This is a genomic window from Pseudodesulfovibrio aespoeensis Aspo-2, from assembly GCF_000176915.2.
In the GTDB taxonomy this organism is placed as follows: domain Bacteria; phylum Desulfobacterota; class Desulfovibrionia; order Desulfovibrionales; family Desulfovibrionaceae; genus Pseudodesulfovibrio; species Pseudodesulfovibrio aespoeensis.
In genome coordinates this window covers 791,611-806,613 of sequence record NC_014844.1, presented here as the reverse complement: position 1 = coordinate 806,613, position 15,003 = coordinate 791,611, and the positions used below count along the sequence as shown (strand labels likewise).

Sequence of the window (15,003 nt, the reverse complement as noted above, 5' to 3'; positions counted from 1 at the left end):
CTATTCCTTGACCTTCTTGGCCCGGAAGCGGACATAGGCATCGCGCACGGCGGCGTACTTGTCGATGGCTCCATCGGTGATGGTCTCGTACTCGTTGCCGCGCAGTTCGAGGGAGAGCTGGTTGACGTTCTTGTAGGCGCGAACGGCAACGAACTCGATAAAGGTCAGGTCGCAGTAGGTGAGCGGATCAAGCAGGGTGTCGCCCACCCAGCCCACGGACTCGCGGATGGAGCTGGGGCCGAGGAAGGGCCAGACGAGATAGACGCCGTGTCCGAGGCCGGTCTTGCCCAGGGTCTGGCCAAAGCCGTCTGCCGTGGGGCGCTCCGGCTCCCAGTTGCGCTTCATGCCGGAGGCGACGTCGGCAAAGCCGAGCAGGCCCCAGCTGGTGTTGGCGATGAACTTGGAGGTTTCCATGTAGGCCGCATCGAACTTGCCCTGAAAGACATTGTTCACGAAGCGGACAGGGAAGAGCATGTTGGTGAAGAAATTCCTGACCCACTGACGCGGCTTGGCCGGGATGGCCCAGGCATAGCCGGTGGCCACGGGCTTGAACACCCCGTGGTACATGGCGTCGTTGAAGCTGAACCAGACCATGTTCCACCCCTTGAAGGGGTCGGCGATGAGGTCTTCGGTATCGGCGTACTCGTCAAAATCGTCAACGTCGTCTTCCGCCACCGCGTTCTTGGCGTCAGCCGCAGCCCCGTGGCCTTTCATGTCGGAAAACTGGGCCACCTCAACAGTCCCGTCGGGCTGCGCAGCATCGGAAGCGAAAACGGACCCAGCCCCCATCAGGAGGAGGGCCGCCAGTAAAAGACAGACTGCGATCCTTGCGGTCATGATTCTTGTCATCCTTTCTGCGGCGCGGCCACGGTCTCGGACCCGTCTTCCTGGCCACGGTCCAATTTCTCAATCCGTTCGTGTATCAGTTTCAACAGGTCCTCGGGCGTTCCGCTGCTCAGCACCTGAGAGAATTGGCTTCGATAGTTCGCCACCAGACTCACGCCCTCGGCAACGACATCGTATATCATCCATAGTTCTTGAACGATTCTCAACCGAAATTCAACTATTATTTTCTTGTCCTTGTCGACAAGTTCGGTGAATACCTTGGCCCGGTTGCCCTCGATCTGCTCCCCGGTGTAGTTGACATCCTGCCCGCCGTAGGCAGGGATGTTCTTGAGATAGGACCGCTCCAGCAGCTGGATGAACGCCTCGGTCATGTCATCCTGCATCTTGGGCGACATGGTGGTCCAGGGCTTGCCCACGGCGTACATGGTCACAAGCTTGAAATCGATGAACTTCTCGGCGGCTGTCCGCAGTTCCGCAATGGTCTGGTCGTGCTGCGCCGGATCCTTGGCCTTGGGGTCGCTGAGGATCACGATGAGCTGGTCCACGCCATCCTTGACCCGCTGGGTGGGGGTCTGACCGGACCCGGAATACGCCGGGACCGCCAGAAGGCACACAAAGATCATCGAAAGAACCAGTCGTTTGAACACCATATATCTCCGTCCTGTTCCCATAATTACGCGTTTAAACCTTGCCAAAGGCGAATTTGCTGATCAGATCCTCAAGGTCGATGGCGGGATTGGTGTCGAACAGGGTGTCATCCGGCTTGACCGGATCACCCACACCGCCCGGGGCGATCTTGATGTACTTGTCGCCGATGAGTCCGTTGGTCTTGACCGAGACGATGGCGTCGTCGGTCAGTGCCACCTGTTTCTCGATCATCATGCTCACGCGGGCCACGCCCTTGTCCTGATCCAGGGTGATGGTCTTGACAAAGCCTATGTCCACCCCGAACATCTGCACCGGCGCGTTGGCCTTCAGGCCTGAAACATCAGAGAAATTAGCGTGGAGGGAATAATACTTGTCCGTGAAGAGCTGGACCTTGCCCAGCTTGACGCTCATATAGCCCACGGCGATCAGCCCGACGAGAACGAAGAGCCCAACGGCGGTTTCCTTTTTCAGCTTGAACATCGTCCATCCTTTCGGCCTGTGGCTTTTGCGCCCAGCATGTCGGCGCAATTGAGTTTCATCATGTCCTGGCTGATGGGCGGCAGGGTCAGCCCGGAGGCATCGCGCTCGCCGGGCGAGCGGTCGAGAAATCGGCGCAGGTAGGGATCGTTGGTGGCGTCCAGCTCCTCGATGGTTCCCTGGAAGAGGCACCGCTGCTCGCCAAGGACCACCACAAAATCAGCCAGGGCGTGCATGCTCCGCAAATCGTGGGTGACCACGACCATGGTCATGTCGAACTGGCACATCATCTCCAGCATCAACTGGTCAAGCTCCGCCGACATGACCGGATCCAGGCCCGAGGTCGGCTCGTCGCAAAACAGCATCTGCGGGTCCATGACCAGCGCCCTGGCCAGCCCGGCGCGCTTGCGCATGCCGCCCGAAAGCTCGTTGGGGAACAGCTCCATCGCGTGATCCAGCCCGACCGTGGCCAGCCGGTCCCGCACGATCTGCATGATCTCGTCCTCGCCAAGCCGGGTGTGCTCGCGCAGCGGCAGGGCGATGTTGTCCTTGAGCCTCAGCGAGCCGAGCAGCGCCCCATCCTGGAAGAGCACACCCGTACGCTGGCGGATGCACCGCTGCTCGCGGTTGGAAAGCATGCTCAGATCGTGTTCGCCGATGAACACCCTGCCTCCCTTGGAGGGCAGGAGCTTGAGGATGTGCTTGATCAGCGTGGACTTGCCGGAGCCGGAACCGCCCACGACCATGGAGAGCTTGCCGCCCGGAAATACGATGTCGAGATTCTCGGCCACGACCTTGCTGCCGTACCCTATGGTCAGCCCCTCAAGGCGGATGCTCGGTGCGCTGCTCATAATCCCGGCCCTACCAGAGAAGCGACGTGAGGACATAGTCCGCCGCCAGGATGATCACGCAGGACTTGACCACCGCGTTGGTCGTGGACTGGCTCACGCCTTCGGGGCCTGCGTGGCCCGAACGGGTGTGGGTGTAGTATCCCTCGAAGCAGCAGATGGTGCAGACCAGCACGGCAAAGACCATCGACTTGATGAACCCGCCCTGAATGTCGCTCCAATCCAGAGAACCCTGGACCCTGGCCCAGTACACGCCCTCGTTGGCCCCCAGCAGCTTGACGCCGGTGAGCCAGCCGCCCCACAGGGCGATGAGGTTGAAGAAGGCGTTGAGAATGGGAAAGCTGATCAGGCAGGCGGCCATCTTGGGGGCCACCAGATAACGCATGGGATTGATGCCCATGATGGTCAGGGCGTCGATCTGCTCGGAGATGCGCATGACCCCGATCTCGGCGGTCATGGCTGATCCGGCCCGGCCCGTGAGCATGATGGCCGCCAGCACCGGGGCCAGCTCGCGGACCATGGACAGGGCCACGCCCGTGCCCAGAAACCCGTCCGCCCCGAAGACCGACAGGGCGTAATAGAGCTGCATGCCCATGACCATGCCGGTGAAAAGTCCGATGAGGGCGATGACCGTGACCGACTGGACGCCGATGAAATATATCTGGCGGACCGTCTTGGAGAACTGACCCCACCCGGCGAACATGAGCGCAACGGCACTCAGGAAGAACAGGAACATTCCTCCCAGCTCATCCAGCACCCGCCCGAACATCCTGCCGGGAATCGCGATGGAAAACGGTTCGCCTTGCGCCTTTTCGGCCATATACGGCTCCACCCCCGGAACGCCCGGATTCGGACGGTCCATTCCGTGTCATTCTATAGATTCCGGGCAGATCCTTCAAGCAATCCACCCGGACCACCCCCGGGAAAAGAAACAAGAAAATGCAATTCAGGGTCTCTACCCAAAAATAAAGAAAACAGCAAGGTCATTAGAAAGACTGTACGCAAATCGAGAAACCGTTCAAATTTCCATCATTTTCCGCTGGTTTTGCCGTTCTTGCGCGACCACCAGGAGGGGTCCGGCCCCAGGAACCACCAGTCCTTGTGGTCGGTCACGGCGATGGTGTCGGCCAGCTCGCGGCCCCACTGGGTGCGCACCCGCTGGAGCGCTGTTTCGAGCCACTTGGCGGCATAGGCGTTGCCCAGATCCGCCTCCTCCTTGAGATTGAGGATGAAATCGAGCTGGTCCGCGTCCTGGGCCAGCCTGGCTTCGAGGGTCGCGGTCTCCTCTAACTCCTTCCAATAGCCAAGGATATCCTCCTCCAGCCCGGTGCCCTTGACCGCGTGCTCCAGGGCCAGGGTGCGCGTCGAGGAGTTGTAGATGCGGTTGACGTAGTTGAAATCGCCGGTGCGCGCCTCGTGCAGATCGTGGAACAGGCACAGGTAGGTGGTCCGGGCCACGTCCGCCCCGGCCATCCGGGCCAGCACATGCCCGATGACAGTGGTGCGGAACGAGTGCTCGGCCACTGTCTCGCTGCCTGTGCCCAGAAACTGGTAACCCGTGCGCGGGGTCTTCCTGAGCATGCCGCACTCGAAAAAAAAATCCGCCAGCCTCGTCAGCCTGTCGCGTCCGTCCATGTCCGCCATGAGCACTCTCCCCTGCCCCCCTACGAGCGGTAGTCCGCGTTGATGGACACATAGTCCCGGCTCAGGTCAGAGGCCAGGAGCAGGGAACTGCCCGGCCCGTCGCCCACGTTGATGTGGATGACGATGTCGCGCTCCTTCATGATCGGTTTCAGCAGCCCGTCCATGTCGCCCGGTTCGGGCGTGCCGTTGCGGAACACGAGGATGCCGCCGATCTTGAGCACCAGGTCGTCGGGGTTGAACTCGGCTCCGGAGTAGCCCGCGGCGCAGATGATACGGCCCCAGTTGGGGTCCGAGCCGAAGAGCGCGGTCTTGACCAGAGGCGAGTTGCCCACGGCCCTGGCCACCTTCTCGGCATCACCGTCGCTCCTTGCTCCGGACACCTGGATGAAGGCCACCTTGGTGCCGCCCTCGGCGTCCATTACTATTTTATAGGCCAGTTCCTCAAGCACGGCCAGCAGATGCTTGCGCAAGGTGACGTAGTCGTCCTCGCTCTCGATGGCCACCCCGGACGCGCCGTTGGCCAGGGCCATAACGCAGTCGTTGGTGGACATGTCGCCGTCCACCGTGATCCGGTTGATGGTCAGGTTGACGCAGTCGGCCAGCATGGTCTGCCACGCCTCGGTCGAGATGTCCGCGTCGCAGAGGATGAAGCTGAGCATGGTGGCCATGTTCGGGCTGATCATGCCCGCGCCCTTGCACATGCCGAGCAGGCGGACCTCGCCCGACGGCATCTCGAAACTGGCGTGGGCCAGCTTGTGCACAGTGTCGGTGGTCATGATGGCCCGGGCCACCAATTCAGCCGTGCCGGTCTCAAGGCTTTTGACCAGGGCGGGCATGGCCGCCTCCCACTTGCTCAGATCGAACTGCGCGCCGATGACGCCGGTTGAGGCGGGCAGCAGCTCGTCCGCCGGGACGCCCAGCGCCCTGGCGACCATGTTCAGGGTCTCGCGGCAATTGGCGCGGCCCTGGTCGCCGGTGCAGGCGTTGGCCTGGCCCGAGTTGACGAGAAAGCCGCTCATCTTCCGACCATCGGCCAGCATCTCGCGGCATTGCAGGACCGGGGCGGCCTTGAACTTGTTGGTGGTGAACACGCCCGCGGCCACAGCCGGAACGTCGCTGACAATGGCCCCCAGGTCGTACTTGCCGACCTTCTTGAATCCCGCCTGGGCGGCGGCGAACCTGTATCCCTTGGGTATATGCATGGCTGGTCTCCAATGATGTCGTGATCGCGGGCCTCGATGCCCGCCAAGACCCAATGCCTTACCCCAGAGCGACCCGCCTGAAAAGGAGAAACTGGGTTGCCCGTCAGAGCACTGCCGCAAGCCCATGAAAAAGGGCCGCCCCGTCGCCGGGGCGGCCCTCAGCCGATCAGCCGGGCAGGCTATTTTTCGAGTTCCTTGATCAGCCACTCCTTGATGTAGGGCGGCAGTTCGAGGATGCCCTTGATGCCCTTGATATCGTCGTGCAGCTCCTGGACCAGCGTGGGCGGGAGCTTCTTGGCACACAGGATGGTGGAGCCGTAGTTGTCCATGCGCATGAGCACCACCCTGGGTTCCTCCCAGGTGTCCACGGCGAAATAGATGGAATACTCGCCGCTTTTGGTCACGGGGGTGCGCATGGCGTCGCGGTAGTTGTTGTTGCCCCACTCCAGGTACAGGGTGACGGCGTCCTCGTGGATCATGTCCCAGTTGACTTCGTTGAGCCATTGCTCGCAGGCGTTGGTGTCGTCGCTCATGAATTCCTCCGAATGAATTTGGGTCACTGTATCATACCATCCGCGGCCCTACCCGTCCACGGTTTTGCCCGGCCTGACTGTCGGCTTGTCGCCTAGGGATCTATGCCCCCCTCCCTGTTCTCGGCCACCACGCGGGCCAGATAGCCAAAGCCAATGAACAGGGCCAGCACGGCCAGATCGCGGGTCCACAACGCCCAGACAAGGAGACAGCCAAGGAGCAGGACAAAGCCGAACCACACCCATTTGCCAAAGGACCAGGGCAGGGCCGACCAATTCCTCTCCCATTCCACAAAGGCGTGCACGAATGCGCGCCACCGCCCCTGGGGCATGTCGGGCAGCGACAACTCCAAGAACCCGACACCGAACAGGATCAGGCTGGTGGCAAAAAGCAGAAAGCTGTGCAGCAGGAGCGTCAGCCCGAAACACAGGACTGCGACGAACTGAACCGTGAAATTCCACGGCCTGCGGTGGCGCTCAAGGGCCAGATCGAATATCTCGGACGGGGTGACGGGCATGGTCTCTCCTGCGCCACCATACGGACGAGACGGGAAGGATTGCAACCATTGCCCGTATTTTGTAGAACCCGGAGCGTACACGCTGCCAACAACCCGCCCCAAAGAGCTCCACGGAGGATGCCCATGGACAGCCGCCTTGTTTCCCTTGCCGTGTCCGAACTCGGCGAATGCCTGCGCGTTCACGACAACATGCTGGCCACTGCCGAGTCGTGCACTGGCGGCCTGCTGGCCAGCACCCTGACCGACACGCCCGGCAGCTCAGACTGGTTCGCCGGGTCTGTGGTCGCCTATTCCAACGCGGTCAAGGAGCGGCTGCTGGGCGTGGACCCGGCCCTGCTCAGGGATCACGGCGCAGTCTCCGAGCCCGTGGTCCTGGCCATGGCCCAAGGCGCGCTCAAGGCCGTGGGCGCGGACATCTCCGTGGCCATCTCCGGCATCGCCGGCCCCTCGGGCGGCACCCCGGACAAACCCGTCGGCACCGTCTGGATGGCCTGGGCCTGGCCCTCGGGCACCCGCGCCCGCCTCCACACCTTCTCCGGCCCCCGCGAGTCCATCAAGGCCCAGTCCGTCATGGCCGCCCTCAACGGCCTGCTCAGCGTCTGCCGGTGAGGGGGGATGTGCCCAAGAGTCCTTAGAGATAATCCGTAAATAATTCCTATTTTTCTCAAGGCGATGATTCCAGCAGCAACAATGGTCAAAGCCATTTGGGATGACTCGTCGTCAACAGACAGCCATTCCCTGGCGATCGCCATCATCTCATTGGACGCAGCGAGCCCAGCCCGCCAAAGGCCAAGGGTAAAACAAAACTCAAGGGCGTCAAATACCTTGCCTCGGGGGGTAGACGGAAGCCTGAGATGACTGGCATACTGCTGTCTGATGACTTGGTTGATGAGAATGTGGCCGCGCGCTCAGGAATGTACTGCTATTTCTTCTTAACAGCCCCGGACGCAGGTTGACTCATCAACTCGCTGCTGTCAAAGCCATCCTGATCCTAGGACACTGTCAATAACCGCGCTGTGAAGGGAATATGCCTACCCAAAACCCCGTGTCATGCCAACGGTCATAAAAAGAGCTCTCCCATATGCACTGAGTACGGCGTGCATAGTGTATCTGTTGTGGGAAGTTGATTTTAGCGAACTTGCTGATGCGTTTCGCATGCTGTCAGTTCATTCTATCATTATTGCTCAGTGCATTCTTTTATTATGTTTTATTCCAAACTCATATCGGATGGCCTCGATTACCAACAACGAAGCGGGACTAATGACCTCTTTCAGGGCCGTTGCAGTAGGGATAGCAACCAACACAATCCTGCCTGTTCGGCTTGGCGAGGTGGCCAAGGCTTACGTGCTCAACAGAGAGGCAAACATGCCAATTGAGCGAGCAATGAGCGCAGTTTTCTGGGAGCGGCTTGCGGATCTGAACTGTCTCCTTCTTATTGGCATAGCCACCTTTGCCCTGCTTGATATCTCTGCCGCCCTGCTCCCCTTGTCGTTTCTTGTCGGACTCATCTGGGCCTGCCTTTATTTGCTGAAGACACGCCCGCATTGGTTCGCGGCCCTGACAGATCGCTTACCATCAGTTCCACTGAAAGACTTCATCAACCGCATGCTTTCTGCATTGTCCCAGAAGAGAACGTTCAGCGACTACTTCAAGCTGGCCGCATGCACTATCGCCATCTGGCTTCTCTTCATGGGATTCATATATTATCTCATCGCAGCAGGCACTGGCCTTGACCTCGACAGCGGTCAGATCTTGACCGTCGTTGTGGCAAGCATATTGGGTGTGGCCATCCCCTCGGCTCCAGCCGGAATTGGCGTCTACGAGTCACTCGTGGCTGGAGCCCTGATCGGAACTGGCGCAAGCAAAGAACAAGCTCTGGCCATCGCCATCGTCTTGCACATCATGCAGCTTCTGATTCCCACACTGATCGGCCTGTTCTTGATGCCTAGTTCCTTTTTGCGTGCCGGGTCTTCCAAGAAAGACAGACTAGCGTCATGAGTAAAAAACACTCCGCACACATAGTGCTGGGGGCCGTGAATCTGGCGGTACTGTTCGTTCTGCTGACATCCCAACCGGTCATCCATCCAGACATGGCTCATACATTGGAAAGTCACTTTTGAGAGCCCCACTCTATCCGCTCCTGCTTGACTGGTCCGAGGGCATATGGGGGTCGGGGTTTTTGAAGGCCGTTGTTGCCTTCCAGGTGACAGTTGCCACTGCGGGCCTTGCCGCGTTTGCCTTCGCGCTGCGCCGATTCTTCGGCATCGCCCCCATAGCAGCCCATGCGTCCTTCACTGTTACACGCCCTCCTGCTCAAATTCGGCACGAGCATCCTGGCAGAACCTCTTTTCTTTGGCTGAAGTGAGATGGTTATAACCTAACACTTGGCCCTTCCAAGAGGAAGTGGTCATGCCGTCCCAGATCGGGGTATTGATGGACACCCAAGGCCCAAGACGGGCTAGACGCGGCATGCCAATTCCCCCATGAGGCGCTCCGTGGCATCGACCATGGCCTCAACCGAAAAACCTTCCTTGATCCGCTCCCGGACACCGGCGACCTCGCCCCGCCTGATCCTGCCTCCCATGGACAGGATTCCCGCAGCCAGGGCCTTCGGATTCCCTAGCGGCACGACTATCCCGGTATCACCGACGATCAAGGCGGCATCGCCCACATCTGTGGTCACGCAGGGAACGGAGCAGGCCATGGCCTCGCCCAGCACGTTGGGGAACCCCTCGCCAAAGGCCGAGGACAGACAACAGACATCAAGGCTGTTGTAGACAGAAACCATATCATCCCGCCGCCCGACCCAGACCAGCCGTCCCCCCAAGCCAAGCCCGTCGGACAGCTCGCGCACACGCGCCCCAAGCGAATTCCGGTTGTCCCCAACACAGACAAAACGCACCCTGGCGTCCTGATCTGCTACAATCCGTGCCGCCCGCACAAACGTTTCGTGATCCTTCATCGGATCGATACGTCCAATCAAGCCAACCAACAAGGTCCCCTCACCGGCCCCCCATTGACGCCGCAAGGCAGCCCCGGCAGCCCGATCGGGATGGAATAGGTCCACATCAATCCCGTTTGGGACAACGGTCATTGTCCGACGCGGCATTCCGCGCGCCACGGCACTTTCAGCTCCCGCATGCGAGTTGGACACAATCCGATCGGCAAAACGGACCAGCCGGGTCTCGGCCATGCCGCATAGTCTGGCCAGTGTACCGTACCGGGCCATATCCATATTCGAGGCGCGAACCGATACAAGGCAGCAGGTGCCGGGGACGAGAAGCTTCATGACCACCCCGGCAAGATTGGGTACGCCTAGAAAAGTATACAGCACATCTGGCGACTCTGAACGAAGCAGGCGGCGCAGCCGCAACAACAGGCCTATCACGTCTGCCCGACCTCCCTTGCGCAGGTCGTGCACGACCACTTGCCGTGAAATATCCGAAAGCAGCGGACCCGTCATGCGAAACAGCGCAACACAAACCCGATGCCCGCGAGCGGCAAGCCCGTTGGCCAGAACCACCAGTTGACGCTCTGCGCCGCCAGCTTCCAGGGATGGGGCCAGGAGGAGTATTCTCACCGATTTTCCTCCCATTCGGCCAGCCACGCCTGAAACATAAGGATGTCCCAGAGAAAGTGGCAATAGTACGTGTCGCCTGCAAGAAATCGTTCCCACATGCGCCTCACGGCCTGGTGGTCAAGGTAGCCCTGCCGTACGAGGCGGTTCTGATCCAGCAGGGACTCACTCCAATCCCGCAGCTCCCGTCCCAGCCAGCGCTCCATGGGAACTCCGAAGCCTTTCTTGGGGCGGTCCACCAGGGCGTCGGGCACATGGCGCGACAACACCTTGCGCAGAATCCGCTTCCCCTGGCCCTTCTCCACCTTCATCGAAAGAGGAAGCGAGGCGGCGAACTCCACCACGCGGTGATCGAGAATCGGCACGCGCGCCTCAAGACCCACGGCCATGCTGGCACGGTCCACCTTGGTCAGGATGTCGTCCGGAAGATAGCTCACCGTGTCCCAGAGGGTCATGCGATGAAAGATGTCGCCGCGCGCGTCAGCGTTGCGCGAGAGCTCGGCCTCGGGCTCGAAGCCACCCAGCACGAATTCCGCCGGTTTCTTTTGATGCGACACGAGGAAGCGATAGAGTTCTGCGAAACTGGCGCATCCCAACCCATCGAGGCGCCAGGCCGCCTTGCGTCCCAGGGAGCCGAGCGAGGCGAGCACGGATCGGGGCAGACCGGCGACAATCAGCTTGCGCAAGGGCAACGGAACAGCCAGAAGGCGGCGCACCCTGCGGCTCCAGAAATACCTGTCGTAGCCCGCGAACAGCTCATCTCCTCCGTCTCCCGAGAGGCTGACGGTCACGTGCCCGCCAGCCAGCCTGGACACGCAATAGGTGGGTATTTGTGAAGAGTCTGCAAAGGGCTCGTCCCATATCTTCGGCAGCAGCGGGATGACGGAGAGCATGTCTTCGGCGGTCACGTAGAGCTCGGTGTGGTCGGTCCCCAGGTGGGCGGCAACCGCCTTCGCATAATGGGCTTCGTCAAACTCCTGCTCACGGAAGCCAATGGAAAACGTCTTGACCGGCCTGCTGCTCTGGGCCTGCATCAAGGCAACCACCAGGGAGGAGTCGATACCGCCCGAAAGGAATGCTCCTATGGGCACATCGGAGATCATGCGCAGCCCGACCGCATCCGCAAGCAGATCGTGCAGACGCTCTGCACCTTCGTCCATGCTCCCGGCAAAGGGCGCCTGAAGACCTCGATCCCACACCTCGTCGGCAGACCAGTACCTGATGACCGAGGGCTCGCCGCCCGGCTGAACCCGCAGGATGCTCCCGGGCTCCAGCTTGCGCACTCCCTGATATATTGAATGTGGAGCCGGTATATAATTATGCCGGAAATACAAAGAGAGCGCGCCCCGGTCTATGTCGTTGCAGAATCCGGGGAAGGCCCGGAGCGCCTTGAGCTCCGAACCGAAGACAAAGGCGTTGGCGACTCGTCCGTAGTACAGAGGCTTTATGCCGAGGCGGTCACGAACGAGATACAGCGCCCTCTCCCCCCTGTCCCAGAGCGCGAAGGCGAACATGCCCACGAACCGCTTGACCGCCTCCTGCACCCCCCACTGGGCCATGCCAGCGACAATGACCTCGGTATCCGAGTCGCCCTTGAACTCATGGCCAAGGGCTCGCAGCTCGGTCCGAATCGTTCTGAAGTTGTAGACCTCGCCGTTGTAGGCGATGACGAATCGACCGCAGTTCGAGACCATGGGCTGGCGGCCAAGCGCGGAGAGGTCGAGGATTGACAGCCTTCGGTGCCCAAGGGCTATCCCGGCCCCAGGGTCGGCCCACGAGCCGGAATCATCCGGCCCCCGATGGGCAATGGCACCCGCCATCGAATCAATGCATTCGAACGGCCAGCCGGAATTGGCAAGAAATCCGGTTATTCCGCACACGACGACACTTTCCCGTCAAGTCTGCCCAGCCGGAGTACTGACGGGCAGATTCTTTTCGCAACGTAAGGCGTTCTCACTGTTCACCCCACAGGTCGAGCCAAGCCTGGAACATGAGCGTATTCCAAAGGGGCTGGCACTGGGCCGCGTCGCCAGAATAGAATGCCTTGAGCATCCGCCCCACCTCCCTGGCGTCCAGGTAACCCTGGGATCTTATCCGGGAGAGCGAAAGGGTGTCCCTGCACCAGCCTGAAAGCTCTGCCCCGAGCCACTCCCGCAGAGGGATTCCAAACCCCATCTTGGGCCGATCAACGATGTCGCGCGGGACGTGGCGATAGAGAATCCGCCGCAACACCTGCTTGCCCTCGCCATTGGCCATCTTCATGTGCGTGGGCAGGGTGGCGGCGAATTCCAGCACGCGATGATCAAGAATGGGCACGCGCAACTCGAGCCCCACAGCCATGCTGGCCCTGTCGGTCTTGGTCAGGATGTCGTCGGGCAGATACGCCTTGGTGTCCCAGAACGTCATTTGCCTTATCCGGTCCTGGCTGCTCAGGGCATAGTGCCGCGTCATGGGGCTTTCCGGTTCCCTTGACCCGGGAACAAACAGAGTCGGCCTTCGATTATGGCTCATGAAGTACAAATAAAACTCGGCGAACTCCCTGATACCCAGCATGTCCACGCGCCAGCGCAGCTTTTGCCCGAGTGCGCCGAGGGCACGGAACATGCCCGGCGGGGCGTTGCGGACGATGGGCGCAAAAAACTCTCGAACGCACAGCGGAACGCGAGCTAACCTGGCCCAGCGCTCCATCCAAAAATAGCGCTGGTAGCCCGCGAACAGTTCGTCCCCGCCGTCGCCGGACAGGGCCACGGTGACATGGTTCCGGGTCAATGCGCAAACGCAGTAGGTCGGCACCTGCGAGGGGTCGGCGAACGGCTCGTCCCAGTATCCGGGGATCGAGGGGACAACATCCAGCATATCCTGCGGGGTCACGTAGAGCTCGGAATGATCGGTGCCGAGATACCTGGCCACCTCCTTGGCATGCCTGGACTCGTCGTAGCCTGCCTCATGAAAACCTATGGAGAAGGTCTTGACCGGCGTGTCGGACGCCCGCTGCATGAGTGCGACCACGAGCGACGAATCTATCCCGCCCGACAGTAACGCACCCAAGGGGACGTCAGAGATCAGCCGCATCCTCACCGCGTCCGCAAGCAGAGCCTCCAGACGATCGGCGGCGTCCTCCTCGGTGCCTGCAAACGGGTTGGCCGCGCCGTGGTTCCAGGCGTCCAGCGCGGACCAGTAGACAGTGAGGCGGGGCTCGCCCGCAGGGGCATCCAGCGCCAGGATGCACCCCGGCTCCAGCTTTCTGGCCCGCTGGTATATGGTCCATGGCGCAGGAACATAGTTATGGCGGAAATACAAGGACAGTGCATCGCGATCCAGGGACGGGTCAAATCCGGGATATTGCCGGAAAGCCTTCAGCTCAGACGCGAAAAGGAATGCGTCCCCGGCCCAGCCATAGTATAATGGCTTGATGCCCAAGCGATCACGTACGAGAAAAAGTCTTCGTTCAGCCCTGTCCCATACCGCGAAGGCAAACATGCCCACGAACCTGGACACGGCGCCCTCCACCCCCCATTGGGCAAAGGCAGCCAGCATGACCTCTGTGTCCGAGCCCCCCTTGAAACGATGCCCCAGGGCCTCCAGCTCGTTACGGAGAGCAGGGAAGTTGTATACCTCGCCATTGTACGCAATGACATAGCGCCCGCAGGCGGAGTGCATGGGCTGGCGGCCCAAGGGAGAGAGGTCGAGGATGGAAAGCCGCCTGTGTCCGACGCCGATCCCCGCCGCGGCATCGATCCAGATGTCGGAATCATCAGGCCCGCGGTGCGCCAGCGAGTCCGTCATCGCCCCAAGGACTTCGGGACGGACAGGGCTTGAGGAAAAAACACCCGCGATGCCGCACATGCTATACGACTCCGCCCTTTCTCAGCACGAACTCGTTGCACCCGGCCTCGCCGCGATTGGTCCTCAGCCGCAAAAGCACGAAGCCCCTTGCACGGCAAAAATCGAAGACCTCCTCGGGCTTGGCTACCTCAAAAGGGTACCCACCCACCCAGTCGGCCACGTTGGTCCAGAACGACATGCCCCGCTCCTGCTTCTTCGACATCCAGTAATTCCAGGGATTCCTGAGGCGGAGCAGCTGCCCCAGGGTGGGCTTGGCCTCGCGCACGACGAGGACGGCCGTGCACAGGAGCGGGCGCGCCCACTTAGGCATCCCCACATACCAGCGCTTGATGGTTTTCCAGCGATCAGAATACCCGCCCTGATCATTGTATATGGCCAGGTGGACCAGCCCGCGGTCCGCCACGGCGTCAAGGGCGTTGGCCATGGCCTCCCACATGCTCCCGGTGTGGTGCAGCACGCCCCACGAATAGACGATGTCCGCCTGTCCGCATTGCGCCATGAACTCGCGATCCAGCACAGAGCCCCGCATGATCCGCCACTTCTCGTCCCCCGGATGGTACTTCTCCTTGAGATACCTGGCGCACTCCACCGACTCCGGGTCAAAATCGATCGACACGACCTCTGCCCCGAGGTTTCTGGCCGCCAGAGAGAACAGGCCGCTCCCGCATCCTATGTCGAAAAAGTGCCTGCCCTCGAATTGCCGACCGTCCCCCAGCATATCGACAAGAGACCACTGGGCCTCGTCGATGCGCTCATCAGACAAATCCCCCAGAAACCGCCTCCAGTTCTCGCCAAAGGCGAACCGTTCCGACATGGGCATATCACGATTCACGTCAAACCACTCCCGTCTGCGTTTGCTGATGCCGC

15 protein-coding genes are annotated in these 15,003 nt (G+C 60.8%); 2 read left to right on the top strand and 13 right to left on the bottom strand.

All coding sequences use genetic code 11. The annotated features are described in order from the left end of the window. The 9 genes from DAES_RS03620 to DAES_RS03580 all read right to left on the bottom strand — a co-directional run bounded on the left by DAES_RS03620 (position 1) and on the right by DAES_RS03580 (position 6,713). The gene (locus DAES_RS03620; RefSeq protein ID WP_013513677.1) at positions 1 to 837 is read right to left on the bottom strand and encodes an MlaA family lipoprotein; all 837 of its coding nucleotides are present in this window, start codon (positions 835 to 837) and stop codon (positions 1 to 3) included. 8 nt (positions 838 to 845) lie between these two features. Then, the gene (locus DAES_RS03615; RefSeq protein WP_013513676.1) at positions 846 to 1,496 is read right to left on the bottom strand and encodes a Tgt2/MlaC family protein; all 651 of its coding nucleotides are present in this window, start codon (positions 1,494 to 1,496) and stop codon (positions 846 to 848) included. Positions 1,497 to 1,527: 31 nt separating this feature from the next. After that, the gene (gene mlaD / locus DAES_RS03610) at positions 1,528 to 1,974 is read right to left on the bottom strand and encodes an outer membrane lipid asymmetry maintenance protein MlaD (RefSeq protein ID WP_013513675.1); all 447 of its coding nucleotides are present in this window, start codon (positions 1,972 to 1,974) and stop codon (positions 1,528 to 1,530) included. Then, a complete protein-coding gene (locus DAES_RS03605; protein ID WP_013513674.1) occupies positions 1,962 to 2,822 on the bottom strand; it encodes an ABC transporter ATP-binding protein in 861 nt (286 codons plus the stop codon). The genes mlaD and DAES_RS03605 overlap by 13 nt, the downstream gene beginning before the upstream one ends. Before the next feature lie 10 nt (positions 2,823 to 2,832). Further along, positions 2,833 to 3,639, bottom strand: a complete 807-nt coding sequence (locus tag DAES_RS03600; protein ID WP_013513673.1) for an MlaE family ABC transporter permease — start codon at positions 3,637 to 3,639, stop codon at positions 2,833 to 2,835. 209 nt (positions 3,640 to 3,848) lie between these two features. Then, entirely contained in the window at positions 3,849 to 4,463 is a 615-nt protein-coding gene (locus DAES_RS03595) for an HD domain-containing protein (RefSeq protein ID WP_013513672.1), read from the bottom strand. Positions 4,464 to 4,483: 20 nt separating this feature from the next. Further along, positions 4,484 to 5,665 carry a bifunctional glutamate N-acetyltransferase/amino-acid acetyltransferase ArgJ gene (gene argJ / locus DAES_RS03590; protein WP_013513671.1) on the bottom strand — a complete coding sequence of 394 codons (1,182 nt, stop codon included), beginning with the start codon at positions 5,663 to 5,665 and terminating at the stop codon, positions 4,484 to 4,486. Between the two features lie 179 nt (positions 5,666 to 5,844). Continuing rightward, positions 5,845 to 6,198, bottom strand: a complete 354-nt coding sequence (locus DAES_RS03585; RefSeq protein WP_013513670.1) for a DVU0772 family protein — start codon at positions 6,196 to 6,198, stop codon at positions 5,845 to 5,847. 92 nt (positions 6,199 to 6,290) lie between these two features. Beyond that, entirely contained in the window at positions 6,291 to 6,713 is a 423-nt protein-coding gene (locus DAES_RS03580) for a hypothetical protein (RefSeq protein WP_013513669.1), read from the bottom strand. Positions 6,714 to 6,836: 123 nt separating this feature from the next. On the opposite strand from DAES_RS03580, the gene DAES_RS03575 reads away from it, so the two are divergent. Both DAES_RS03575 and DAES_RS03570 read left to right on the top strand, forming a co-directional pair. Next, positions 6,837 to 7,322, top strand: a complete 486-nt coding sequence (locus tag DAES_RS03575) for a CinA family protein (protein WP_013513668.1) — start codon at positions 6,837 to 6,839, stop codon at positions 7,320 to 7,322. Between the two features lie 441 nt (positions 7,323 to 7,763). Further along, on the top strand, positions 7,764 to 8,711 hold the full coding sequence (locus tag DAES_RS03570) for a lysylphosphatidylglycerol synthase transmembrane domain-containing protein (RefSeq protein ID WP_013513667.1): 948 nt from the start codon (positions 7,764 to 7,766) through the stop codon (positions 8,709 to 8,711). Positions 8,712 to 9,171: 460 nt separating this feature from the next. Here the strand turns inward: DAES_RS03570 and DAES_RS03565 are convergent, their stop codons facing one another. The 4 genes from DAES_RS03565 to DAES_RS03550 form a co-directional block, all read right to left on the bottom strand. After that, complete coding sequence (locus DAES_RS03565) at positions 9,172 to 10,293, bottom strand: glycosyltransferase (RefSeq protein ID WP_013513665.1); 1,122 nt, start codon at positions 10,291 to 10,293, stop codon at positions 9,172 to 9,174. Next, the gene (asnB, locus tag DAES_RS03560) at positions 10,290 to 12,170 is read right to left on the bottom strand and encodes an asparagine synthase (glutamine-hydrolyzing) (RefSeq protein WP_013513664.1); all 1,881 of its coding nucleotides are present in this window, start codon (positions 12,168 to 12,170) and stop codon (positions 10,290 to 10,292) included. Before asnB (DAES_RS03560) ends, DAES_RS03565 begins: the two co-directional genes overlap by 4 nt. A 73-nt stretch (positions 12,171 to 12,243) precedes the next feature. Further along, positions 12,244 to 14,136, bottom strand: a complete 1,893-nt coding sequence (gene asnB / locus DAES_RS03555) for an asparagine synthase (glutamine-hydrolyzing) (RefSeq protein WP_013513663.1) — start codon at positions 14,134 to 14,136, stop codon at positions 12,244 to 12,246. Between the two features lies 1 nt (position 14,137). Next, the gene (locus tag DAES_RS03550) at positions 14,138 to 14,968 is read right to left on the bottom strand and encodes a class I SAM-dependent methyltransferase (protein WP_013513662.1); all 831 of its coding nucleotides are present in this window, start codon (positions 14,966 to 14,968) and stop codon (positions 14,138 to 14,140) included. Positions 14,969 to 15,003 lie beyond the last annotated feature (35 nt).